Annotated in this window: 21 protein-coding genes and 1 tRNA gene; 8 read left to right on the forward strand and 14 right to left on the reverse strand. The window is 58.8% G+C overall.

Annotation, left to right across the window (positions count from 1 at the left end):
• Positions 1 to 58: 58 nt before the first annotated feature.
• The gene (locus AAF739_11385) at positions 59 to 577 is read left to right on the forward strand and encodes a hypothetical protein (protein ID MEM6383268.1); all 519 of its coding nucleotides are present in this window, start codon (positions 59 to 61) and stop codon (positions 575 to 577) included.
• Positions 578 to 582: 5 nt separating this feature from the next.
• Here the strand turns inward: AAF739_11385 and AAF739_11390 are convergent, their stop codons facing one another.
• Complete coding sequence (locus AAF739_11390) at positions 583 to 972, reverse strand: response regulator (protein MEM6383269.1); 390 nt, start codon at positions 970 to 972, stop codon at positions 583 to 585.
• Between the two features lie 163 nt (positions 973 to 1135).
• Here AAF739_11390 and AAF739_11395 point away from each other — a divergent pair, with 163 nt between their 5' ends.
• The 4 genes from AAF739_11395 (at position 1136) to AAF739_11410 (ending at position 5218) form a co-directional block, all read left to right on the forward strand.
• The gene (locus AAF739_11395) at positions 1136 to 3469 is read left to right on the forward strand and encodes an ATP-binding protein (protein ID MEM6383270.1); all 2334 of its coding nucleotides are present in this window, start codon (positions 1136 to 1138) and stop codon (positions 3467 to 3469) included.
• Between the two features lie 103 nt (positions 3470 to 3572).
• Positions 3573 to 3959: a response regulator gene (locus tag AAF739_11400; GenBank protein MEM6383271.1), complete on the forward strand. Its 387-nt coding sequence runs from the start codon at positions 3573 to 3575 to the stop codon at positions 3957 to 3959.
• On the forward strand, positions 3956 to 4525 hold the full coding sequence (locus AAF739_11405) for a biliverdin-producing heme oxygenase (GenBank protein MEM6383272.1): 570 nt from the start codon (positions 3956 to 3958) through the stop codon (positions 4523 to 4525). The genes AAF739_11400 and AAF739_11405 overlap by 4 nt, the downstream gene beginning before the upstream one ends.
• An 84-nt stretch (positions 4526 to 4609) precedes the next feature.
• Positions 4610 to 5218 (forward strand): flavin reductase family protein, encoded by a 609-nt coding sequence (locus tag AAF739_11410; GenBank protein ID MEM6383273.1) that lies wholly within the window; start codon positions 4610 to 4612, stop codon positions 5216 to 5218.
• Here the strand turns inward: AAF739_11410 and AAF739_11415 are convergent.
• From AAF739_11415 to thpR, 5 genes are all read right to left on the reverse strand, one after another.
• Complete coding sequence (locus tag AAF739_11415) at positions 5215 to 6345, reverse strand: toll/interleukin-1 receptor domain-containing protein (GenBank protein MEM6383274.1); 1131 nt, start codon at positions 6343 to 6345, stop codon at positions 5215 to 5217. The genes AAF739_11410 and AAF739_11415 overlap by 4 nt on opposite strands.
• A 108-nt stretch (positions 6346 to 6453) precedes the next feature.
• Positions 6454 to 6810 (reverse strand): divalent-cation tolerance protein CutA, encoded by a 357-nt coding sequence (gene cutA, locus AAF739_11420; GenBank protein MEM6383275.1) that lies wholly within the window; start codon positions 6808 to 6810, stop codon positions 6454 to 6456.
• A 617-nt stretch (positions 6811 to 7427) separates the two neighbouring features.
• Positions 7428 to 7808, reverse strand: a complete 381-nt coding sequence (locus AAF739_11425; GenBank protein MEM6383276.1) for a YkvA family protein — start codon at positions 7806 to 7808, stop codon at positions 7428 to 7430.
• A 103-nt stretch (positions 7809 to 7911) separates the two neighbouring features.
• A complete protein-coding gene (locus AAF739_11430) occupies positions 7912 to 8196 on the reverse strand; it encodes a 4a-hydroxytetrahydrobiopterin dehydratase (GenBank protein MEM6383277.1) in 285 nt (94 codons plus the stop codon).
• A 37-nt stretch (positions 8197 to 8233) separates the two neighbouring features.
• A complete protein-coding gene (gene thpR / locus AAF739_11435) occupies positions 8234 to 8782 on the reverse strand; it encodes an RNA 2',3'-cyclic phosphodiesterase (GenBank protein MEM6383278.1) in 549 nt (182 codons plus the stop codon).
• An 861-nt stretch (positions 8783 to 9643) separates the two neighbouring features.
• Between thpR and AAF739_11440 the strand changes: the two genes are divergently transcribed.
• A complete protein-coding gene (locus AAF739_11440; protein MEM6383279.1) occupies positions 9644 to 10144 on the forward strand; it encodes a YdeI/OmpD-associated family protein in 501 nt (166 codons plus the stop codon).
• On the opposite strand, the gene AAF739_11445 is transcribed toward AAF739_11440, so the two are convergent.
• The 8 genes from AAF739_11445 to AAF739_11480 form a co-directional block, all read right to left on the reverse strand.
• Complete coding sequence (locus AAF739_11445; protein MEM6383280.1) at positions 10141 to 10806, reverse strand: DUF2848 domain-containing protein; 666 nt, start codon at positions 10804 to 10806, stop codon at positions 10141 to 10143. The genes AAF739_11440 and AAF739_11445 overlap by 4 nt on opposite strands.
• 6 nt (positions 10807 to 10812) lie before the next feature.
• Positions 10813 to 12093, reverse strand: a complete 1281-nt coding sequence (locus AAF739_11450) for a TRAP transporter large permease (GenBank protein MEM6383281.1) — start codon at positions 12091 to 12093, stop codon at positions 10813 to 10815.
• A complete protein-coding gene (locus tag AAF739_11455) occupies positions 12090 to 12635 on the reverse strand; it encodes a TRAP transporter small permease subunit (protein ID MEM6383282.1) in 546 nt (181 codons plus the stop codon). Before AAF739_11455 ends, AAF739_11450 begins: the two co-directional genes overlap by 4 nt.
• An 81-nt stretch (positions 12636 to 12716) precedes the next feature.
• A complete protein-coding gene (locus AAF739_11460) occupies positions 12717 to 13766 on the reverse strand; it encodes a TRAP transporter substrate-binding protein (GenBank protein ID MEM6383283.1) in 1050 nt (349 codons plus the stop codon).
• A gap of 35 nt (positions 13767 to 13801) precedes the next feature.
• Complete coding sequence (locus AAF739_11465; GenBank protein MEM6383284.1) at positions 13802 to 14563, reverse strand: putative hydro-lyase; 762 nt, start codon at positions 14561 to 14563, stop codon at positions 13802 to 13804.
• Between the two features lie 184 nt (positions 14564 to 14747).
• Entirely contained in the window at positions 14748 to 15629 is an 882-nt protein-coding gene (locus tag AAF739_11470; protein MEM6383285.1) for a LysR family transcriptional regulator, read from the reverse strand.
• A gap of 163 nt (positions 15630 to 15792) precedes the next feature.
• Positions 15793 to 16680 (reverse strand): SMP-30/gluconolactonase/LRE family protein, encoded by an 888-nt coding sequence (locus AAF739_11475; GenBank protein MEM6383286.1) that lies wholly within the window; start codon positions 16678 to 16680, stop codon positions 15793 to 15795.
• A gap of 429 nt (positions 16681 to 17109) precedes the next feature.
• Positions 17110 to 17184 (reverse strand) — tRNA-Gly (locus AAF739_11480).
• Positions 17185 to 17564: 380 nt separating this feature from the next.
• Between AAF739_11480 and AAF739_11485 the strand changes: the two genes are divergently transcribed.
• Positions 17565 to 18086, forward strand: a complete 522-nt coding sequence (locus AAF739_11485) for a prolyl-tRNA synthetase associated domain-containing protein (protein ID MEM6383287.1) — start codon at positions 17565 to 17567, stop codon at positions 18084 to 18086.
• A gap of 103 nt (positions 18087 to 18189) precedes the next feature.
• Positions 18190 to 19113: a co-chaperone YbbN gene (locus AAF739_11490; GenBank protein ID MEM6383288.1), complete on the forward strand. Its 924-nt coding sequence runs from the start codon at positions 18190 to 18192 to the stop codon at positions 19111 to 19113.
• Positions 19114 to 19151: the final 38 nt, after the last annotated feature.

Raw genomic sequence — 19151 nt, forward strand, 5'->3', positions numbered from 1 at the left:
GAAGTCCGGGAAGCGGTTATCCACGTACCTTTATGGGGCGGCAGACACAGGCTCTTTTATGCAAACGTCAGCAACCACGTTCACAACCATGGCACTGCGGGCCATGTTCCGCGACTGGTACCATGGCCAGATCAAACCAGTGCCGTTTGCGCTGCTGTTTCCGATCGCCATGGCTGCAACCTATCTGACCTATTCCGCCCTGCTGGACGCATTAAGCAACCCAGCCTATTTTGACCGTCGTGCGGTCGCGAGCGCGAGCCAGAATTTGGGTCTGCTGCCGTGGGGTCAGACGACCGTCTGGATGTCAGCACTGGCTCTGATCGGCTCCGTCGCAGCGGGCGCAAACCTGATGGCGAAACGCATCCGCGACATGGGGCTACCTGGGGGTCTGGCCGTCTGCATGCTCGCCATCATCATCCACGTGCTGATCAGCGGCGGCACAACGCTGATTTGGCTGCTCAATGCGGTCATATTTGCTAGCTTCGTCGCACTTCTGGCCATCCCGACCGACCACCTCGAAGCCGGCTCAGGCCGCCCGCGACCGCGACCCGACCGGAAAGGCGATCAACAGCGCTGACCCGATTAGTGCAACAGGGCCTGCTTGATCGCCGTTTCTGCCAAAGGCTTCGTCAGGAAACCGATGGAAGGGTCCAGTCTGTGCAATGCTTGTTCTTCGCGCGGGAGCAGCGGAACTGTCAGCATCATCGAGGCGTGACGAACCGTTTGTTGCAGTTCAGCAGCGTAAAGCTTGGAGAAAAATTCTAAGCCATTTAAATAAGGCATCCGGAAGTCAGATAAAAGTAAATCAACCTGTTGCCTCTGATATCGACACTCAGCGAGGAAGTTTAAGACCTGCCGAGGATCGAGAAATTGTTCGATATCGTCAAACCATCCAGTCTTTTGAAGTGTTTGTGTTGCAAAATACTGATCAATATCGCAGTCGTCCAAAACAATTGCGTGCAGCTTGCCCATTTCAAACCCCCTTGGTCACAGGCGTAACATCACGATTTTTCATGGAGTTACGTCTTGACACATAGAGCGCCTGTGCGAGTTTCAAGCACCCGGGCTGTGTACGGGTTGCCCTGCGTTACTTACCTTAGCGTTACTTGCCAATGTGGGGAATCACCAACCGGCCATGACCCAGCGCAGCCTTCAAACCTTCTTCGATACGGTCCAAACCGTTGATCTGAACACCTGTGACACAGAAGCGGTTCACCGGTCCGGCGCGGTTCAAAACGGATTGGTCATCGCATGCATTGATCCCGGCACCCTGAGCCTGGTGGCATGGAGCGAGAACGCGGCATCGGCCGGCTTCGCGGTTCCGGAAAGCCTTACGTCGGTCGCTTCCAATCGCGCTTCCCTTGAGGGCCTTGCTGATACCAGCCCGACGCTCAAGGAGCTTTTTCCAGAGGTCGAGGAAGAGATCAGCGAGTTGTACGCGGACCCCACCATCTCCTATCAGAACATCGCCTTGAGCGATGATCTAGAGCGCAACGGCAAGCGGTACGACCCGATCGTGTGCATCACCGACGATTGCATCTTTTTGGAGCTTGTACCCCACGTCGAGATCACCCCGCGCGACCTACGCATCAAATTGCGCGCCTCCAACAAGGCTTCGCAAAGCATCTTGGCGGCTCCCGATTTCGATGTTGCGGCCCAACTGGCCAGTGAAGCGGTCTTCGAACTCACCGGCTATGACCGGGTGAAAATCTACCAGTTTCTTCCAGACGGCTCAGGCTGGGTGCGCACCGAAAGCGCACGACCAGGGATGCCCAGCTACCTTGGCCTTCATTTTCCCGAAACCGATATTCCCAAGCAAGCGCGGCACCTGATGCAGATCCTGCCATACCGCTGCGTGTTCGAAGCGAACGACGATATCTCACCAATCGTTTCCGCCGACGGCCCCGTCATGGATCGAATGGATCTGACATGGTGTCTGGGTCGCTCGGTCTCGACGATGCACACGCAATACCTGCGCAATATGGGCGTTTCGTGTTCGTTCAGCGTGGGGTTGCGTGCAGGCGACACCCTGTGGGGAATGATTGCCTGCCACGGCAAAGAGCGTATCGACGTCCCCTATGATGTGTGGGGGATGGTCCGCGACATTGGCGACGCGCTTATGGCGAAATTCGACGCGGTCCAACGCGACGAACGGGCCCGTAAGATCCGCGACATGCGCGATCTCGAGGCCGAAGTCGCCGCGCATCTGCGCCAGCGTGAGAGCATTGAAGAGGTACTCCTTCACTACTCGCCGAAACTTCAGGAGTTCCTCGATGCTGAGGGCTTTGCCTTCCAGTTCGACGGAGAAATCTACAGCGTCGGCAGGGCACCACCGCCCGACTTCACGCGACGCCTGATCCATTGGGTTTCCCGGCAAAGCAACGACACCGACCATTTCCGCTCGAACGCGCTGCATCAGCTGTGGCCCGACGCGCGCGAACACATGGATACAGCCTGTGGCGTCCTCATCCAGCCCGTAATCATTCACCGCGTCTGTCAACTTGTGTGGTTTCGCGGCCCAATAACGCAGACGGTTCGGTGGGCAGGGGCGCCAAACGGGAAACGGGAAACGACCGATGCAACCGGCCTGGCGGCCCTCAGCCCGCGAAACTCGTTCGATCAGTGGGTCACTGAACACCGCGAAGAAGCGCTTGAGTGGACAGATGCCGAAATCAGTGCCGCGCGCGAGATCTTCAAGGACGTCCTCGATATCATCGCCTCGCAGGCGCAGAATCTCAAACGCATGAATGCGGAGTTGCAACTCTCCCAGGAAGAGACACGCGAAGAGCTTGCGCAGTTCGCCTACGCCGCCGCCCACGATATCCAAAACCCGATCAACACCATAACCAGCGCCCTTGAGATGATCCGCTCCGTGCAAGGGGAAGTGGATGATCCGATGGTTCAGAAATCGATGGATTTTGCCATCCGCTCTTCGGACCGGCTGCGCAATCTCGCCGATCAGATGGCCAAATTCGTGGCGCTTGGCCGCAAGGAAATCGAGCCAGAAATGGTCTCGCTGTCCGACGTCCTAGACGATACGCGCAGGATGCTCGCCCAATTGATCGACGATAGCGGTGCACACATGGAGTTTGAGGAGCTTCCTGAAGTCGCGGGGAACCGTGATCTGCTGACCATCTTGTTCATGAACCTTCTGTCGAACGCGATCAAATATCGGCATGCCGACAGGCCGCCGCACATTGTGATCGACGCAGCCCGCCGCAATCGCTTCATTCATGTTTCGGTCACCGACAATGGCCAGGGCATTCCGCAAGATCGCGAACAGGAGGTTTTCAAGCCATTCACACGGCTGCACCGCAACGACACCGTCTCGGGCAGCGGGCTGGGCCTTGCCACGTGCCAGCGCATCGCCGAGCTGCACAAGACACGTGTGGTGATTGATCCCAACTACAGGAACGGCACCCGCCTTGAAATGAATTTCACGACCGAGCTTTGGGGCCGAACAATCTAAGCTGTACCGATAACGTCAGATGGAGTACGCATCAGTAATTGCTTAAATTAGCACTTTTGGCATAAGCATAAGCTGATTTATTCCAAACTTGATTGGGTCCCCAATGGCGGATAGTCTGTTGAATGTACGCTTTGCATTGGTCGACGATAACGAAGCGGACATTTTCTTTGCGGAAATCCTGCTTAAGAGAGAAGGGGCGTCCGCAATCCAATCCTTTCCTGGGGGACAGGAGTTCATCGACGCCGTCCATGGCGGCCTGGAATGCGACATCATCTTTATGGACATCAGAATGCCGATCATGGATGGCTTTGAGACCATCGATACACTCTCCGCTGAAGGCGCCTTCGAGCGCATGGGCGCGCGTGTCTTCATGATATCTGCGGCGACAAATTCCGAGGACATAGAGCGGTCCCAGGCTGCGGACGCTATCGAGGGGCTGTACCAAAAGCCGCTGACCCCCATGGCGTTAGCGGAGATGAACCTGCAATGAGTGCAAAGCACCGGTCGGTGCGCGCCTGGCTTGCCGATGAAACACGGCAAGCGCATGAAGCCCTCCACCACCATCCACGCCTCGCGCCGCTCGCCGACGGCTCGCTTGCTCGCGCTGAGCTGGCCCACGTTCTGGCGCATCATTTCGCAATCTACGAGGCCGTCGAGCGCGCACGCGCCTCGAATGGCTGGTGTGATGATCTGTCATTGGAAGCTCCAATCCAGGCACTGGTCAGCGACCTTCTGAGCTTGTCTCCGGCAGAAGCCTGCTCGTGCCGATACCAACACGGCCTGACAAGCGAAGCGCAGTGTCTGGGTGCGCTGTACGTCCTGATGGGTTCTCAATTTGGCGGGCAAATCATCGGGCGAGCGCTTTCGGCAAGCTTTCCCGATTTTCAGTCGAGCTTCTTCGCGGCTTCCCCGGAGCGGCTCACCGCGTGGCGGCTTTTGCTCAAACGGTTGGAAACCTTTGATGAAGACAGCGATGAACGAGCTGACGTTCTGGCGGGCGCACAGCGCACCTTCGCCGGATTCGGCACGTTCATGCTGACGCCTCTGGCAGCGTAGATCTCAAGCAACCCAAGCCAGCTGTCTCGGCGGATGGCCGGTTCGTTCCGTTCCCAGAACTATTTGGCGTATGAGGGGGGTCGCATGTTCTACGAGCCCAAAAGCGGCCATGGCCTGCCAAACAATCCGTTCAACGCCTTGGTTTCGCCGCGACCCATTGGCTGGATTTCGACCCGCGGCGCGGACGGTTCAGAGAACCTCGCCCCCTACTCTTTTTTCAATGCCGTGTCTTACGTTCCGCCACAGGTGATGTTCGCATCGACATCGACCAAGCCAGACCGTGAAAAAGGCAAAGACACCGTGTCCAACATCATGGAAACGGGCGTATTTTGCGTCAACGTGGTGGGCTACGCGATGCGCGACGCAATGAATGCCTCATCGGCAGAACTGCCGAAGGAAATCGATGAATTCGAGCATGCGGGAATCGGGCGAGCACCGTGTTCCACCATCGCCTGTTCGCGCGTTGCCGGCGCGCCAGCAAACCTCGAATGCAGGCTTATCCAGATCGTTGATCTGCCCGGCAAGGCCAACATAGTCACATTCGGCGAGGTGACCGGCGTGCACATTCGCGATGATTGCCTGGTCGATGGCCGCGTCGATCCCACCGTTTTCCAGCCGCTCGCACGGCTCGGCTACAGCGACTATGCCAGGGTGACAGAGGTGTTTGATCTGAAACGACCGGAAACGCTTTAGCGTTTGCCCAGGGCATAATAGAGGCCAAGCAGGACAAACGCGCCGGCAATACTCCCAAGGACGAGGAAAACCGCTCCGGGATCTCCGACAGATGCGCTGAGGAAAACAGCGGTTAGCACCTGCAAGGCGGCCGCAATGAAGCAAACGGCGGCGAGGTTGAGCCGATCGGCAATGAACATCAGGAACCCAATAAACAACCAAGCAACAGTGACGTAAAGGAAAGACCCCGCCTGTCTGTCGGCCTCCGGTCCGTTCGACGTCATAACGATCGCAAAACCGCCATAGGCGAGAAAAGCGATACCAAACGGAAGAACCCGTTCGCGGACCCAACCCGGTTCAAGCTCGTCGGTCTCAGCAGCCGCCGCACGTTGCGGCTCCCGCGCAAAATGGGAAATATCCTGCGTCTCACCTTCAGGTACGGTTCGAGCGGACGTCTCTTCGATTGGGGCTTCCGGCTGTGCCGCAGCAACCGGGTGATCTTCCCCTTCATCCGCCTTTTCTGCCGCATCGCGGTTACCGCGCACGACCGGTTCCTGCGGCTCATCGGCAGCCTTTGCGCTTTGATGCTCCGCGTCTGATGCACCCTCATCGGCGAGCCCATCGCCACCATTCTCGTGATTGTCTTGTGACGGGCCCTGGAAGCTTTCCGAACGCGCTTCGATAAGTTTAGGGCGGCGCCTGATCTGCGCAACCAACCGGCTGAGGTCAGCGTGGAAGGTCTCATGATCAACGCGCAACGCCTGCCGACCGGAAAGGTCACGGATCGCGTCGGGCAGGGTATCAGCACGCGGGGTCATCGATCCTTGTACGAGGATCGGGATCACCAAAAGCTTGGCCTCAAGCGCTTCAGCCAACTCCATGCGGACAAAGTCTTCGGGATCGTCGAGACGGCGACGGCCATTGTCATCAGAAGCGTCAAGCCAATCGCGCCCGATCACCGCGAGCAGGACATCGCTCGCCGCTATGCGCTCAGCGATAACATCGGCAAATCTCTCGCCGAGCGGAATGTTGTCGACATCGACAAAGATGTTGTCTCCGCCGAACTCAGCAACCAGGCGGTCGTGATTCCGGCCCGCCTCAGAGGCGGCATCATCCCGACGATAGCTGATGAAGATCGTCTGTCCCATGTTTCCGCTGGCCTTCGTCGCGCCAGCCGCAATTGCGCGTTGCAACGCCCATTATGTCAAGCCGGCGAAGCTTCTGCAGGCGGCGATGACCGCCCGTCTTGGTCCTGGCTACTTCGGCGAAGACGTCTGGGAAACGCTCCCCTCAATCCAGGACGTGTAACCCTCGCTCGCTGACAACACGGGCAAGACGATGAACTCCGGCTCATCATAGGGATGCTCACGGCTGATGGTCGCGGTCAGATCGTTGAGCCGATCGCTCGCGGTCTTGATGGTCAGCAGCTGTTCGACGGCAACTTCGGTCTGCCCCTGCCAAACGTAGGTCGACTCAATGGAGCTGATCTGAACGCACGCTGCGACCCGGGCCTCGACCAGCGAGCGAGCCAGCGCCTTGGCCACCTTCGGGTCATCTAGTGTCGTTTGCACAACAATCAGTCCCGGTTGTGCCCGTAACTGCATCATCGCCATATGGTTTTCTCCTTGTCAGGGATGCGAATCCGCTCCACCTTCATCGTGTCTTGCAACAACCGAAAGGAGGTGACCGATGTCGAGCGATTTTTATGGCCAGGTGAAAGCTGGTGGTGAAGCGAGCGTGTCGGAGCAGCCTCTAAGCGCGCGCTGAATCATTACAGTGACGGCAAGCCGATTAAGGCGGGTCGGAACGACAGGTTCGAACCTGGATAAAAAACGCGGGGGGTCGGCACTGCCGGCCCCTTTCTGTTTTTGCAGGAGCTGCGCCAAAACTGTGATCTGGGTGGGCTTTTGCCAGGTTGGGTTTGAGTGCACGGATGCGATCATCACCAACGCCTTTTGAGAAGGTCGGCCAGACTCGGCGTTTAAGGCCGAACGGGCAATCAGATCGCTTTTTCTCGCGCTGATCTTGCGCTTCGGCTGCGCCTCAACGTGCGGTCAACACTCTCTGGCTGGCGCTGATCTTGCGCTTCGGCCCCGCCTCAACGTGCGATCAGCACTCTCTGGCTGGCGCTGATCTTGCGCTTCGGCCCCGCCTCAACGTGCGATCAACACTCTCTGGCTGGCGCTGATCTTGCGCTTCGGCTGCGCCTCAACGTGCGATCAGCGCCGGCTCACTCTTCTTTAAGCAGCGCCTTTCGGGCCGCCTCACGATGTTCATCGGTGATGTGGCTGCTCATCAGCGCAAACACGCCCATGATCACCGCAACATCATCGGTGAACCCGAGCCCGAGGATGAAATCAGGAATACCGTCGAGCGGTAGAACGAAATAGGCGAGGGCCCCTAGAAGCGTCGCGCGGACCCTCGTGGGCGTCTCACGGTCGAGCGCACAGTAATATGCGGCAACCAGCTCATCCATAAACGGGACCGACCCGGCAGCCTTGCGCACGGTGGCAAAGAAATCCCGCCGCACCCGCGCTTCATTGTCATCGAACTGGGTACGCTCATCGTCCGACAGGACATCGCCATCAAATGCGTCATCCGTTCCGCTCATCTTGCAAACACTCCTCTCACTCGCCTCACCTGCCGCTACCTATTTGGGACCGGCAAACGGCGCGCACAAGGCTCACGCCCCACGCTTATCGGTGCGCGCGGGCCTAAGCGGCAGCGTCGAAGGCTTGCGCAAGCGCAATGTCTTTCTCAGTAACCCCACCCTCATCATGTGTGGTCAGGACGACTTCGACCGTCTTGTAAACGTTCGACCATTCGGGGTGGTGATCGGCCTTCTCCGACAGGATGGCGCAGCGCGTCATGAAACCAAACGCTTCGACGAAATCTTTGAACGTGTACCGCTTCTCGATCGCTTCGCGACCATCGACCGCGCTCCAGCCATCAAGATCAGCGAGGGCGGCGGCGCGGTCGTTATCAGACAAGCGGGGCATGGCGAAACTCCTGAATAATGAGAACTGATAGGTGTGATCAAGCAACGAGCGATGGGATGAGCGGGTAGTCGTCTTCAATCACATAGGGTCCGCCACCCACAGAGTCGCGCGACGAAAAAAGGACGAAGCGTTCGACATCGAACGCCAACTGCATGATACCGCCACGCTGCTGCAGCCAATGCGCGACAGCGCCGGGCTGCAATCCTCGGCAGCGGGCGAGCGTTACATGGGGGGTGTAGGATCGGCGCTCGGCCGGAAGCCCAAGCCGTTGCATCATGCGTTCCTGCTCTGCCTGCAACGCCAACAGGTCCGGCGTGATGCGGACCCTCGCCTGCAAGGAATGCGGCTTGTTCCCGCCAAACGCTCCAAGACCCTCAATCGTCAAGGTCATTGGCGCGCGCTCAACCTGATCGAGCGCACAAACGACCTCCCGCGCCATCGATCCATCGACGTCACCTATGAACCGCAAGGTTACATGGAAATTGTCGGGATCAATCCAACGGGCGCCGGGCAGGCCGCTTTGCAACAGTGCCAGGTGGTCGCGAACCTGCCGCGGAACCTCCAATCCGGTGAACAGGCGGGGCATAAGACCTCACAGTCATCGAGCGGGCACAAGCTCTTCGAACGGAATATGGGTAGCGGGAAGCACCGGGCAATGGAATCATCTTCGCAGGCAAAAGCCAAGGTCGCGGTGCCATACCAATGATGACAACTCGGTGACAGTGAGCGCCCGGCCGCCCCCCAAAGTCCCAATCACTTTTCCCGTCGGGATGACTTGACTTGGCAGCCAATCCGATTCTCGCCTCGATTGGAACAAACAGGGAATAAGTAGAGCGCAGAAAGGTGCTCGCGCGCTCGGCAATCGTTAACGCCGTCAGATGCTTAACGAGCATCATGACATTGCTCGCTTGCATCTGCAGCAGCGTGATCTGACGCATACTTGGACGCACCGAAGCCTCATCGACAGACACGCAGACAGGATAAACGTCTCTGGTTTTTGGGCAACCAAGGAGCGGGCGCCGAAGCCGCCGGCATCACTGACGCTGATGATTGTTCCATTCCGAGACAGTCGCATCGGTCAGCTTCGGAACCACGACCATTCCGTTCGCGGAATAAGTTCGGTTTTCTCGACTGGCTTGAAATGTATGGTTAACGGACGGGAAACGCAGCAGGCAAACCGCCCGTTTTCTGCTTATGGCTTGAGACCAACGACGGGGTGGCCCGGAAAATCAACTCAATTGAGGAAACCGGAAACCACATCCCGTTTAACAGAAATGTTTTCTCGATCCGCAGCAAAGCGAGTCCAAACCAGAATCAAAAGATGAATGACGGTAAGAACAAAACCGATACGGCTTCAAAAATCATGATTCGTTCTCAAGGACTTGAGCCCGTTGAATTGTGCAGCGATTCGATTCGTAATCTGCCGATAGCGCCCTAGGGTGATGCCATGAGTTTCTACCCCCATAGCTTCGAAGCTGAAATCACGACCCATGATGTCGGCTCCGCACGCTATCTCTACACGGTCATTTGGCTTCCAGAAGAGATGAAAGCCGCCTTGCCCTTCGCTGACCATCCGCGGTTGCGGATCGAAGGGGAAATTGCGGGTGCGCCCTACTCGGGTTCATGCACGCCTGTTCGTGGACGACACTATCTGCTCCTGTCCCAGAAATTTTTAGACGCCATCTCCGCGCAGCGCGGAGATTGGGTGGATGTCCGCTTTGCGATTGCCGACCAGGATGCAGTGGACGTGCCGGTACCGTTGCTCCACGCCATGCAGGAAGAACCGGAAATTCATGCTTTGTGGGATGCCCTGACCCTAGGCAAACAGCGCGGCCTCGCTTACATGGTGGCAAGCGCGAAAACCGCGCCCACCATCGCCAAGCGCATCGAGCGCGTTTTTGATATCCTGACGGGCAAGCGTGACATGCGCGGAAAGCCGCTTAGCTAGGCCACAACCGGCACCGTCACAATACGGTAGTCGGTCGCTATCGATCGTCCGCCTGAATCATCGTGCAAGGCCATGCCAAAGCCGCTAGCCGGTCGAACCCCACCGATGGCTGGAAGGGTGCCACAAAGCATGGCCTCACCGTCCTCCTGCAGCGGGTTACCCGCTAAGAGCTCTGTTAGCGGACGCATCGATGCCAAGGTGCCCTTCTGATAGGGTTTTCGCTTTCCGGCCTCTTCAATCCACGAAGATAACTGCAAAATATCAGTTCGTTGCGATAGCGAATCGAAGTCCCACAGTGCCTTCGCAACGGGTTTCGCACACACCTGCTTGGAGTGCGCCACCGAAGTTGCCTCCAAACCGCGGTCGGTGTGATCAGAGGCGACCCCTAACCAGAGTTTTCCTTGCGCGCGCAGCAGGAACGGCTCCGCTTCTCCGGACGTTTCTTCGCCGAGCACCACAAGCTCATCCGTCTGGCACAGGAGGCTCGGTGAAACCCTGTAAAACAGCGGCACCGTCGATGGTGGCGGCACGCCGATGGCTGCGAGTTCGTCGATATGGTGCTGAACCGCTTTGGGGTCGCGACCCGTCCACCCGGCGATCGTCAGCGACGTGATCGTGACAGCAAGTGGGCCATCGTTGGTTTCAAAGCTCAGAGTGGTCATGATGTTTCACAGCCCCGATGGCAGGAACAGCGCAATTTGCGGAAAAATGATCAAGAGCCCCACCATGAACAGCATCACAAGCGCGTACGGAATCGCGCCCACCATCACATCGGTGAATGAACCGGATTTGCGAGCGCCCTGGACGACAAACAGATTGAGCCCAACGGGCGGCGTGATCAGAGCCATCTCAACGAGAATGATCATCAGGATCCCGAACCAGATCTTGTCGTAACCCAGCCCGACAACGATGGGCACAATGATCGGGATCGTCGCGACCATCAGCGACAATGTTTCGATGAAGAAGCCGAGAACGATGTACATCAGGATGATCGCGAACAGCGTCATGAGCGGCGACCAGCCCAGGCCCGTCATCAAATCCTGCAGCGCCCGGCCAAGCCCGGCTGATGACAAGGCGAAATTGAGCACGTAAGCGCCGATGACAACGAGCATGATCATGGCCGTTATCTTCACGGCGCCGCGCAGGCTATCGATCAACATCGACAGGGAAAGACCACGATTGAACGCAGCGATGATCAGCGCAATTGCCACGCCGACAGCGGCGGCTTCGGTCGGCGTCGCCCAGCCCTGGTAAATCGAGCCGACGATGGCCGCGAACAGAAACAGGATAGGTCCGAGATCACGCAGACCGACGATGCGTTCCCGCCACGTCGCCTTGCGCCCCGGACCACCAAGTCTGGGATTGATCGTGCACAGAATGGCGGTGATGACCATGAACATCGCCGCGAGCATGAGCCCGGGAAGGAGGCCAGCGAGGAAGAGCTGAGGGATCGAGCTTTCGGTGAGGAAACCGTAGACGATCAGGTTGATCGACGGCGGTATCATGATTCCCAACGTGCCACCGGCTGCAATTGCGCCGGAAAACAGACGCGGATTGTAGTTGAGCTGCTCGGCCTGCGGCATCGCGACCGTTGCAACCGTGGCGGCGGTTGCGACCGACGATCCAGAGGTCGCAGAAAACAGGGTTGCAGTGCCAATATTGGCGTGGATCAGCCCACCGGGCATCCAACTCACCCAACGGTCCAACGCGGCGTATGTCCTTTCGGCGACGCCGGAACGGACAAGAATTTCGCCAAGCAGAACAAAGAACGGAATCGCGATCAGCGTCGCCGAGTTCGACGACGACCAGACGATCGCGCCGAGCCCGCGCATCAGAGGAAAAGGGGAGAAAAAGGCGTCGATCCCAAAAGCGAGCAAGAACAGCGTGATGCCGACCGGGATCGAAAGCGCAAGGCAACCGAGCAATCCGAAGCCAATGTAGGCTATCATACCTCGGTCCCCGCGCCGCCGACCGCCTCGGCCTTCTCGATCTGCTTCCTGGCGGCATACCAGGCGATCGCCAGTGCGAAGATGGACGCGGTAAGCGCAAACCAGGCCCAGCCGGACCACCAGAGAATTTGTGGGATCCACAAAGGGGTCTCCAGCGGCGTGTTGGCCGCCGAATCGAGCCGCCATGATCGCGCGAAGACGGGCCACGCCTTGATGCCAATAAAGATTGCGGTTGCAGCCAGCGCCCACAGGGCGAGGACATCCATCGCAACCTGTCCCATGGGTCGGAGCTTTGCGCGCACAAGGTCGATACGCACATGGGCAAGCCGGGACAGGGCATAGGCCATCGCCCAACTGGTTGTGATCGCCATGACGTAACCGGCATACTCCTCGGTGCCGCCCAGACCGGTACCAAAGCGGCGACCGACAATATCTGTCAGGATATAGCCGACGGTCAGCAGAAGGATGAGCCCTGCCGCGATGGCAATGCCGTCATTGATCCGCCGAAGGGCCCCGACGGCCCGATCGATCAGCTGATCCATCGTGGTTCATCCGCGGCAGAGGGTACGCGAAGACCGGTCAGCGTTTCGATTGAGCCGTCGAGGGAAGTCATGTCCGCCGGTCTAATTCAGCGGGATTTCGACACCGGTCGTCGCGCCGACCGAAGCATTCCACCGCTCGGCCCAGTCGCCGCCCGCCCGCTCCGCCCAGTCGGGCAGTACCTGGGAGATGAGAATCTCGCGCGCCTGCTCAAAGTCCGCGTCCGACACATCGACCAGGGTCATGTCGCGGGCGTCGCCAAGCGTGCATTCCGATGTCCCCGTCAGGCAGGCGATGTCCATGGCGAGGCCATCCTGCGCCACGGCCCATGCAGGGTCCTCAAACTCGGTCTTGATGCTTGCCAGAAGCGCTTCCTGCTGGTCAGCGGGCAGGCTGTTCCAGGTGTCCATGTTCATCGCGGTGACCACCGGATCCCACCCTCCAAGCGGGATTGCCATCAGATGGGTGGAGACCTCCCACCAGCCGGCATTGTAGCCCGAACCGGCACCCGTCACGGCGCAATCGACAACACCGCGTTGCAGCGCGCCGGGAACCTCACCAAAACTTACGGTCACGCCTTCGGCACCAAGCGCTTCGAGAAACAATGCGGTCATACGGCCGGACGCGCGAACCTTTTTGCCTTCCAGATCGGCAAGGCTCGCGACCTCGGCGTTGCAGAACACGACCTGCGGCGGGTAGGGCGCAATCGCGAGAACCTTCGAATTGAAGGTTTCGGCGTAGATATCCTCGACCATCGGACGGGCCGCATCGACGGCAGCGCGAGCGGTGGCGGCGTCCGTGGCGATCAACGGCACATCGAGCCCCTCAAGCGCCGGAGAGTCGGCGACCGCGTAATCGCCAACCGTCATCGCGACGTCGTAGACGCCTTCGCCCAGAAGCCGGAATACGTCGCCTACGCCGAGACCCATCTGGTCATGGGTGGTCAGTGCCGATGACAGGCTTCCATCACCAACGGTACCAAGGGTCTCAGTCCAGAAAGGTCCCTCAAACTGTTTGTGGAGCGGCAGCCCGCTCCAAGAACCGACGACGGCCAGTTCTTCGGCCGCAACCGGCGCGACGGCGAGGCTGCCCAGCAAGGCGGTTGAAAGGGAAAGAACGGTCAGGCGTTTCATGAGACTTACTCCTGTCATGATCGATTTGTTCGGCATTAAAGCGGATGGAATTCGTCAAGGTCCGTGATCAGCATCGAACCCGGTGCATGGGTGATGCAAAGCGAGGGTCGGGCTGCGCGCAACGCCACTTGCGGGGTCACGCCACACGCCCAGAAGACCGGCACCTCGCCCGTATGGACTTCAACCGGATCGCCCCAGTCGGGCTGCATCAGATCGGCGATACCAATCTCGCCGGGGGCACCGATGTGTACCGGTGCACCGTGAGCCTGAGGGTATCGTGCGCTGATGCTGATCGCGCGCTGGACATCGGCTTCGGCAATCGGGCGCATGGAGACCACCATCGGCCCCGAGAATGCTCCGGATGGCTTGGTCGCGCGGTCGGAAATGAACATCGGCACCGTCTTGTCTTGAGCGATGTGGCGCATGGCGATGCCCGCCTCCGTAAGTGCGCGCTCAAAGGTGAACGAGCAGCCCAGCGCAAAGGTCACGATGTCGTCGCGCCAAAGCCGCGTTAGGTCCAAAACACTCTCCACAAGACGGCCTTCGCGGTAAACGTTGTAGCGCGGCACGTCCGTGCGCAGGTCGATGTCGGGACCAAGTGCTGGGATATGCGGGTCGCCCGGCTCCGATCTGCCCACCAATGGGCAAGCCTGGGAATTGCGCGCACAAAAGTCGCTGAAGTCGCCAGAATAGGCCTCGGGCAGCATCACCAGATTGCATTGGAGATGACCTGACGCCAGGCCCGCCGTGTGGCGCTGATAGTCCCCGGAACGAATGCTGGAACGGACCTGGTCCACGGGCTGATCCGCAAGGACGGCGTGGCTGAAACGCCCTTCTGGTTTTACTGGAAGACCGCTGGACAAGAGCCGCACTTGTGACACGTGTGATGTTCCCCCAATCTCGATATTGGCGTCAGTGTGTGAACGAAACACCGATAAGGTCAAATCGCTTTTTCTTGTAGTAAGCGATCAGTTTTTTCGATCATTGGTCGTCTTCTTCTGCGATGATCGCTGCCATCTTCGCCGCTTCCCGCACAACCGGGTTTTCCGGCTCGCCGACATAGGATGCGGTGAAACGCAGCGGGCTGATCATCCAGCCGGGGTCGAACGTGGCCAGATGGCCCGCAACGACACGCGAAGCGCCAAGCCGCGTCGGAAGAACACCAACCCCAAGGCCGGCGGCGACCATCTCGAAGCACGCCGACAAGGAACTCGACGGGAACAGCCGCACCGATGGCCCGTGCCGCTCCGTCAAGGCAGATTTAAGCTCGCGAAAGGGCCGCGTATTGCGGGCGTAGGTGATGACCGGGACGGTCGCGAGATCAGGAGGCCCGTCTTCCAAAAGCACAGGGGCCACGAACCAGCCCAGTTCAAAGGTAGGCAGATCGATGTTTTCCGTCGAGTATTCGGAGACGGGACCCATCAGAAACGCCAGGTCGATGGTGCGATCGAGAAGCTGATCGCGCAGATTGACCGAGATATCGACCGAAACCTCGATGGTCAGCGCCTCATAGCGCGCCTGTACCGCAGAGATCAGCGCCGGGAGCCACGCCTGGGCGATGGTCTCCGCCGCACCAATCCGAACAAGGCCGGTGAGTTGATCATCCGGGGTGACCGCCGCGGTAATACGACCCGCGAGATCAATCATTTGTTGCGCAAGCGGAACAAGGTCGGCGCCGGCTTTGGTCAGGACCAAGCCCTGCCCGCGACGCTCGAACAAGGCCGTCCCCAACGATGCTTCAAGGCTCGCAAGCCGCGCAGACAGCGCGGGCTGGGTGACATGGAGCGATGTAGCGGCCGCTCGCACCGAGCCTTGGCGGACGATTTGCAGAAAGGTGCGCAACTGATCGAGGGTCATCGGCATCAGTGTTGCGCGACCGTTCGGCCCGGTAAACCGTTAAGCTGACCGCGGCGAACACCACTTTCGGACAAGCGTAACCGCGATGCCTGCGAAATGCGTGCTGCCAGAGGTGATATCTTATGAAGCGTGTTATTCTAGGAATGGATTTCGCGGAACGAATGTTGAATTACCGACCTGGAATCATTGGCTTAGCCGACGTCAATGTCTCGATAGCGTAGACCGATGTGCATGCCGTGATGAATAATGTGCGTCCCTGTGAGCCACCAAAACAGAAGTTGGTGGATTTTTCGGGCGTCGCGATTCGACCCAGGAGCGCTCCTTCGGCAGACAGGACGTGGACACCACCGGGTCCATTGCAGAAGATACGGTCTTCAAGGTCGGTCTTCATGCCGTCTGGCACGCCTTCGCCCTCACCGCCGATCGTCGCCCAGACCGCGCCGCCGGTAAGACTGCCATCGGCAGCGACGTCGAAAACCCGGATCGTCGGACCCCAACTGTCGTTGACGAACAGGCGGGTTTCATCGCCCGACAGGCACAGACCGTTCGGCTGCTGGAAATCATCGCAAACCAACGCCAACGTACCGTCCGGATCGAGCCGGAAAACGCCTTGAAACGGCAGTTCCTGGTCGCGCAGGAGACCCAAATCCTCGCGAATGCGGCCAAAGCTGGGGTCGGTGAACCATATCCTTCCCTGACTGTCGCAGATGACATCATTGGGTGAATTGAGTTCCTTGCCCTCATAGTCCGCTGCAAGCACGGTCACCCGTTTGCCGCCATGATCGTGGATCACGAGGTGCGACGACGCATGTTCGCAGCTGATGATGCGGCCCTCTCGGTCAAAGCAGTTGCCATTAGCCTGATTGGATGGATGACGGAACGTCCTTAGGCCTTGTTTTTCCGACCATTTATACTGGATACTCTCGGCGATATCGGAGAAGACAAGCCAGTGCTCTTCGGGGTGCCAAATCGGACCTTCGGTAAAGGTGAAGCCCGTTTGGAGCTGTTTGAGTTCGGCTCCAGCTGCCAGGACGCCATCGATGGGATCTTGCTTCATGATGTTTATTCCGGTTTGCCTCAACTCTTAGGGCGAAGACGGTCAACCCCGATCTCGCCGCACCATCGATGACATTGGATTTTTTATCAGCTTATGGACTGCGGGGCACGCGGTGGCGTGCCGAAGCCAGATGGCAAACAACAGGTTGGTGATCTCGCGCCCTATATGGGCCTTTGCACACTTGTTTCGCACGCATAACAAATTGGGTACTTTCTTTTTTGTATCGGCTTCAGAACTGTGCTTGGCGCACGGTGCGGCGCCTAGCTCGGCGCAAGGTGCCACGTCTACGAATTGCATGACGATCCATCCGTAAGAAATCGGAAGTTCAGCACAGATGCGGTCCGAACAAGGCCCAGCCCATGGTCCACTTCATACGGCAAGTGGCACCATCGGCTTAGTAGCCGTGCGGTCCGTAAAGTCTTCGGAAAATGGAGCGGGCGATGGGATTTGAACCCACGACCCCAACCTTGGCAAGGTTGTGCTCTACCCCTGAGCTACACCCGCTCATCGAACGGCAAGGGGTATGGCCCTGTGGCCAAGCTGCCATTCGCGAGCCGCGTATATGCCAAAAGTCTCCCTGCATTGCAATGGCTAGAGAAGCGGTTTCGATCGGCCCATACCGACTTCGCATAACCAGTGAGATAAGTGGCGGGCAGCGCCCGAAGTCGCTTTGGCGCAGCAACGTCAAACTCGATAAATAGCGATCTATTAAAGTCTGGCTTCACACAGCCTGCAGCGTACCCCGTGCCTCTTGCCGCCAGCCTCTTACCGCCAGCCTCTTACCGCCAGCCTCTTGCCGCACGCGTTGCCGTGTGCTCTGCCCCTCCACCAAACAGGACCGCGCATGGTCACTCCATTGAAGTTTTTACGATCGCCTGATCTGCATGACCGACCATCACACACGCGAAACCCTCCTCGAACGGCTGGACAGCTGGGGTTTTGAAACAAAAACCACCGAGCACGAACCGTTGTTCACCGTCGAACAATCGCAGGCGGTACACCGCGACATTGAGGGCGCCCACACCAAGAACCTGTTTCTGAAGGACAAGAAGGGAGCCCTGATCCTGGTTACCGCCGCCCACCAGACCAGTGTTGATCTCAAAAGCCTGCACAAAAAGCTTGGTTGCGGCCGACTGTCGTTCGGCAATGCCGACTTGATGCAGGAAAAACTGGGCGTGACGCCCGGCTCTGTCACCGCCTTTGCGGTCATCAACGACACCGAAGGCGCGGTCCGCTTCGTGCTGGATGCTAACCTGCAAGAGGCCGCAATCATCAATGCTCATCCTCTGGTCAACACCGCGACAACCTCCATCGGGCGCGATGACCTGCTTGCCTTCGTTGAACGGACTGGTCATCGGGTTGAGGTGATCAACCTCGAAGCTCTACGCGCCGACGAATTGATGTAAAAGCCCCTTCACCGGCCCGCTTGTAAGACGCTAACGGACAACCCAATTTGAGGGCTCGCGACGCTAGACGAGCCAAACTTGATAGCCTGATGAGGACATGCCCATGTTGATCGGAACCAGCCAGCCAGCCAGCGCATCCCCAGCGCCGGAAGACGGAAGTGGCGATGTTGTCGATGTGACGACCGCCGATTTCATGACTGCGGTCATCGAGGAGTCCAAGACACGTCCAGTGATTGTCGACTTCTGGGCACCGTGGTGCGGCCCTTGCCGGCAGCTGACCCCGACGCTTGAGGCAGTGACGGCGAAGGCTGGCGGAAAAGTCCGTCTCGCCAAGATGAACATCGATGAGCATCCCCAGGTCGCTGGCCAGCTGGGCGTCCAGTCGATCCCAGCGGTTTTCGCATTCGTTGATGGCCGCCCGGCAGACGGCTTCATGGGGGCCCAATCCGAATCTCAGGTCCAGGCTTTCGTCGACAAACTGATCGGACCGCAAGGCCCCTCGCATGCCGAACAGGTGCTGGAAGCGGCCCAAGCCGCCTTGGACGCAGGCGACATGCAGGCAGCGGCCGGCGCCTTCGCCACGGTCTTGCAGTCCGAGCCCGATAACACAGCGGCTGTTGCCGGGATGGTCAAAGTCTATATCGCGGCAGGGCAAATCGATGTTGCGCGCCAAGCGCTGGACAGCCTCACCGACGAGATGAAGGCTGATCCAGCCATCGCCAGTGCGCTTACCGCAGTGGAGCTTGCCGAGAAAGCCGCCTCTCTTGGAAACCCGGCAGAGCTCCAAGCGCGGCTTGAAGCAAATCCAGACGATCATCAGGCCCGATTTGATCTGGCGTTGATCCATAACGCCATGAACGAGAGGGAGCAGGCGGTTCTCACCCTTGTCGAGATCGTCAAGCGCGATAGGTCATGGCAGGACGACGCGGCGCGCAAAGAGCTGCTGAGTCTGTTTGAAGCCTGGGGACCTACCGATCCGGCCAGCATTTTTGGCCGGAGGCAACTATCCAGGGTTCTATTTGCCTAAACCGGCGACCCGTGCACTGCGCTCTGGCGGGGCCACTT

This window comes from Pseudomonadota bacterium (assembly GCA_039024915.1).
In the GTDB taxonomy this organism is placed as follows: domain Bacteria; phylum Pseudomonadota; class Alphaproteobacteria; order Rhizobiales; family MH13; genus MH13.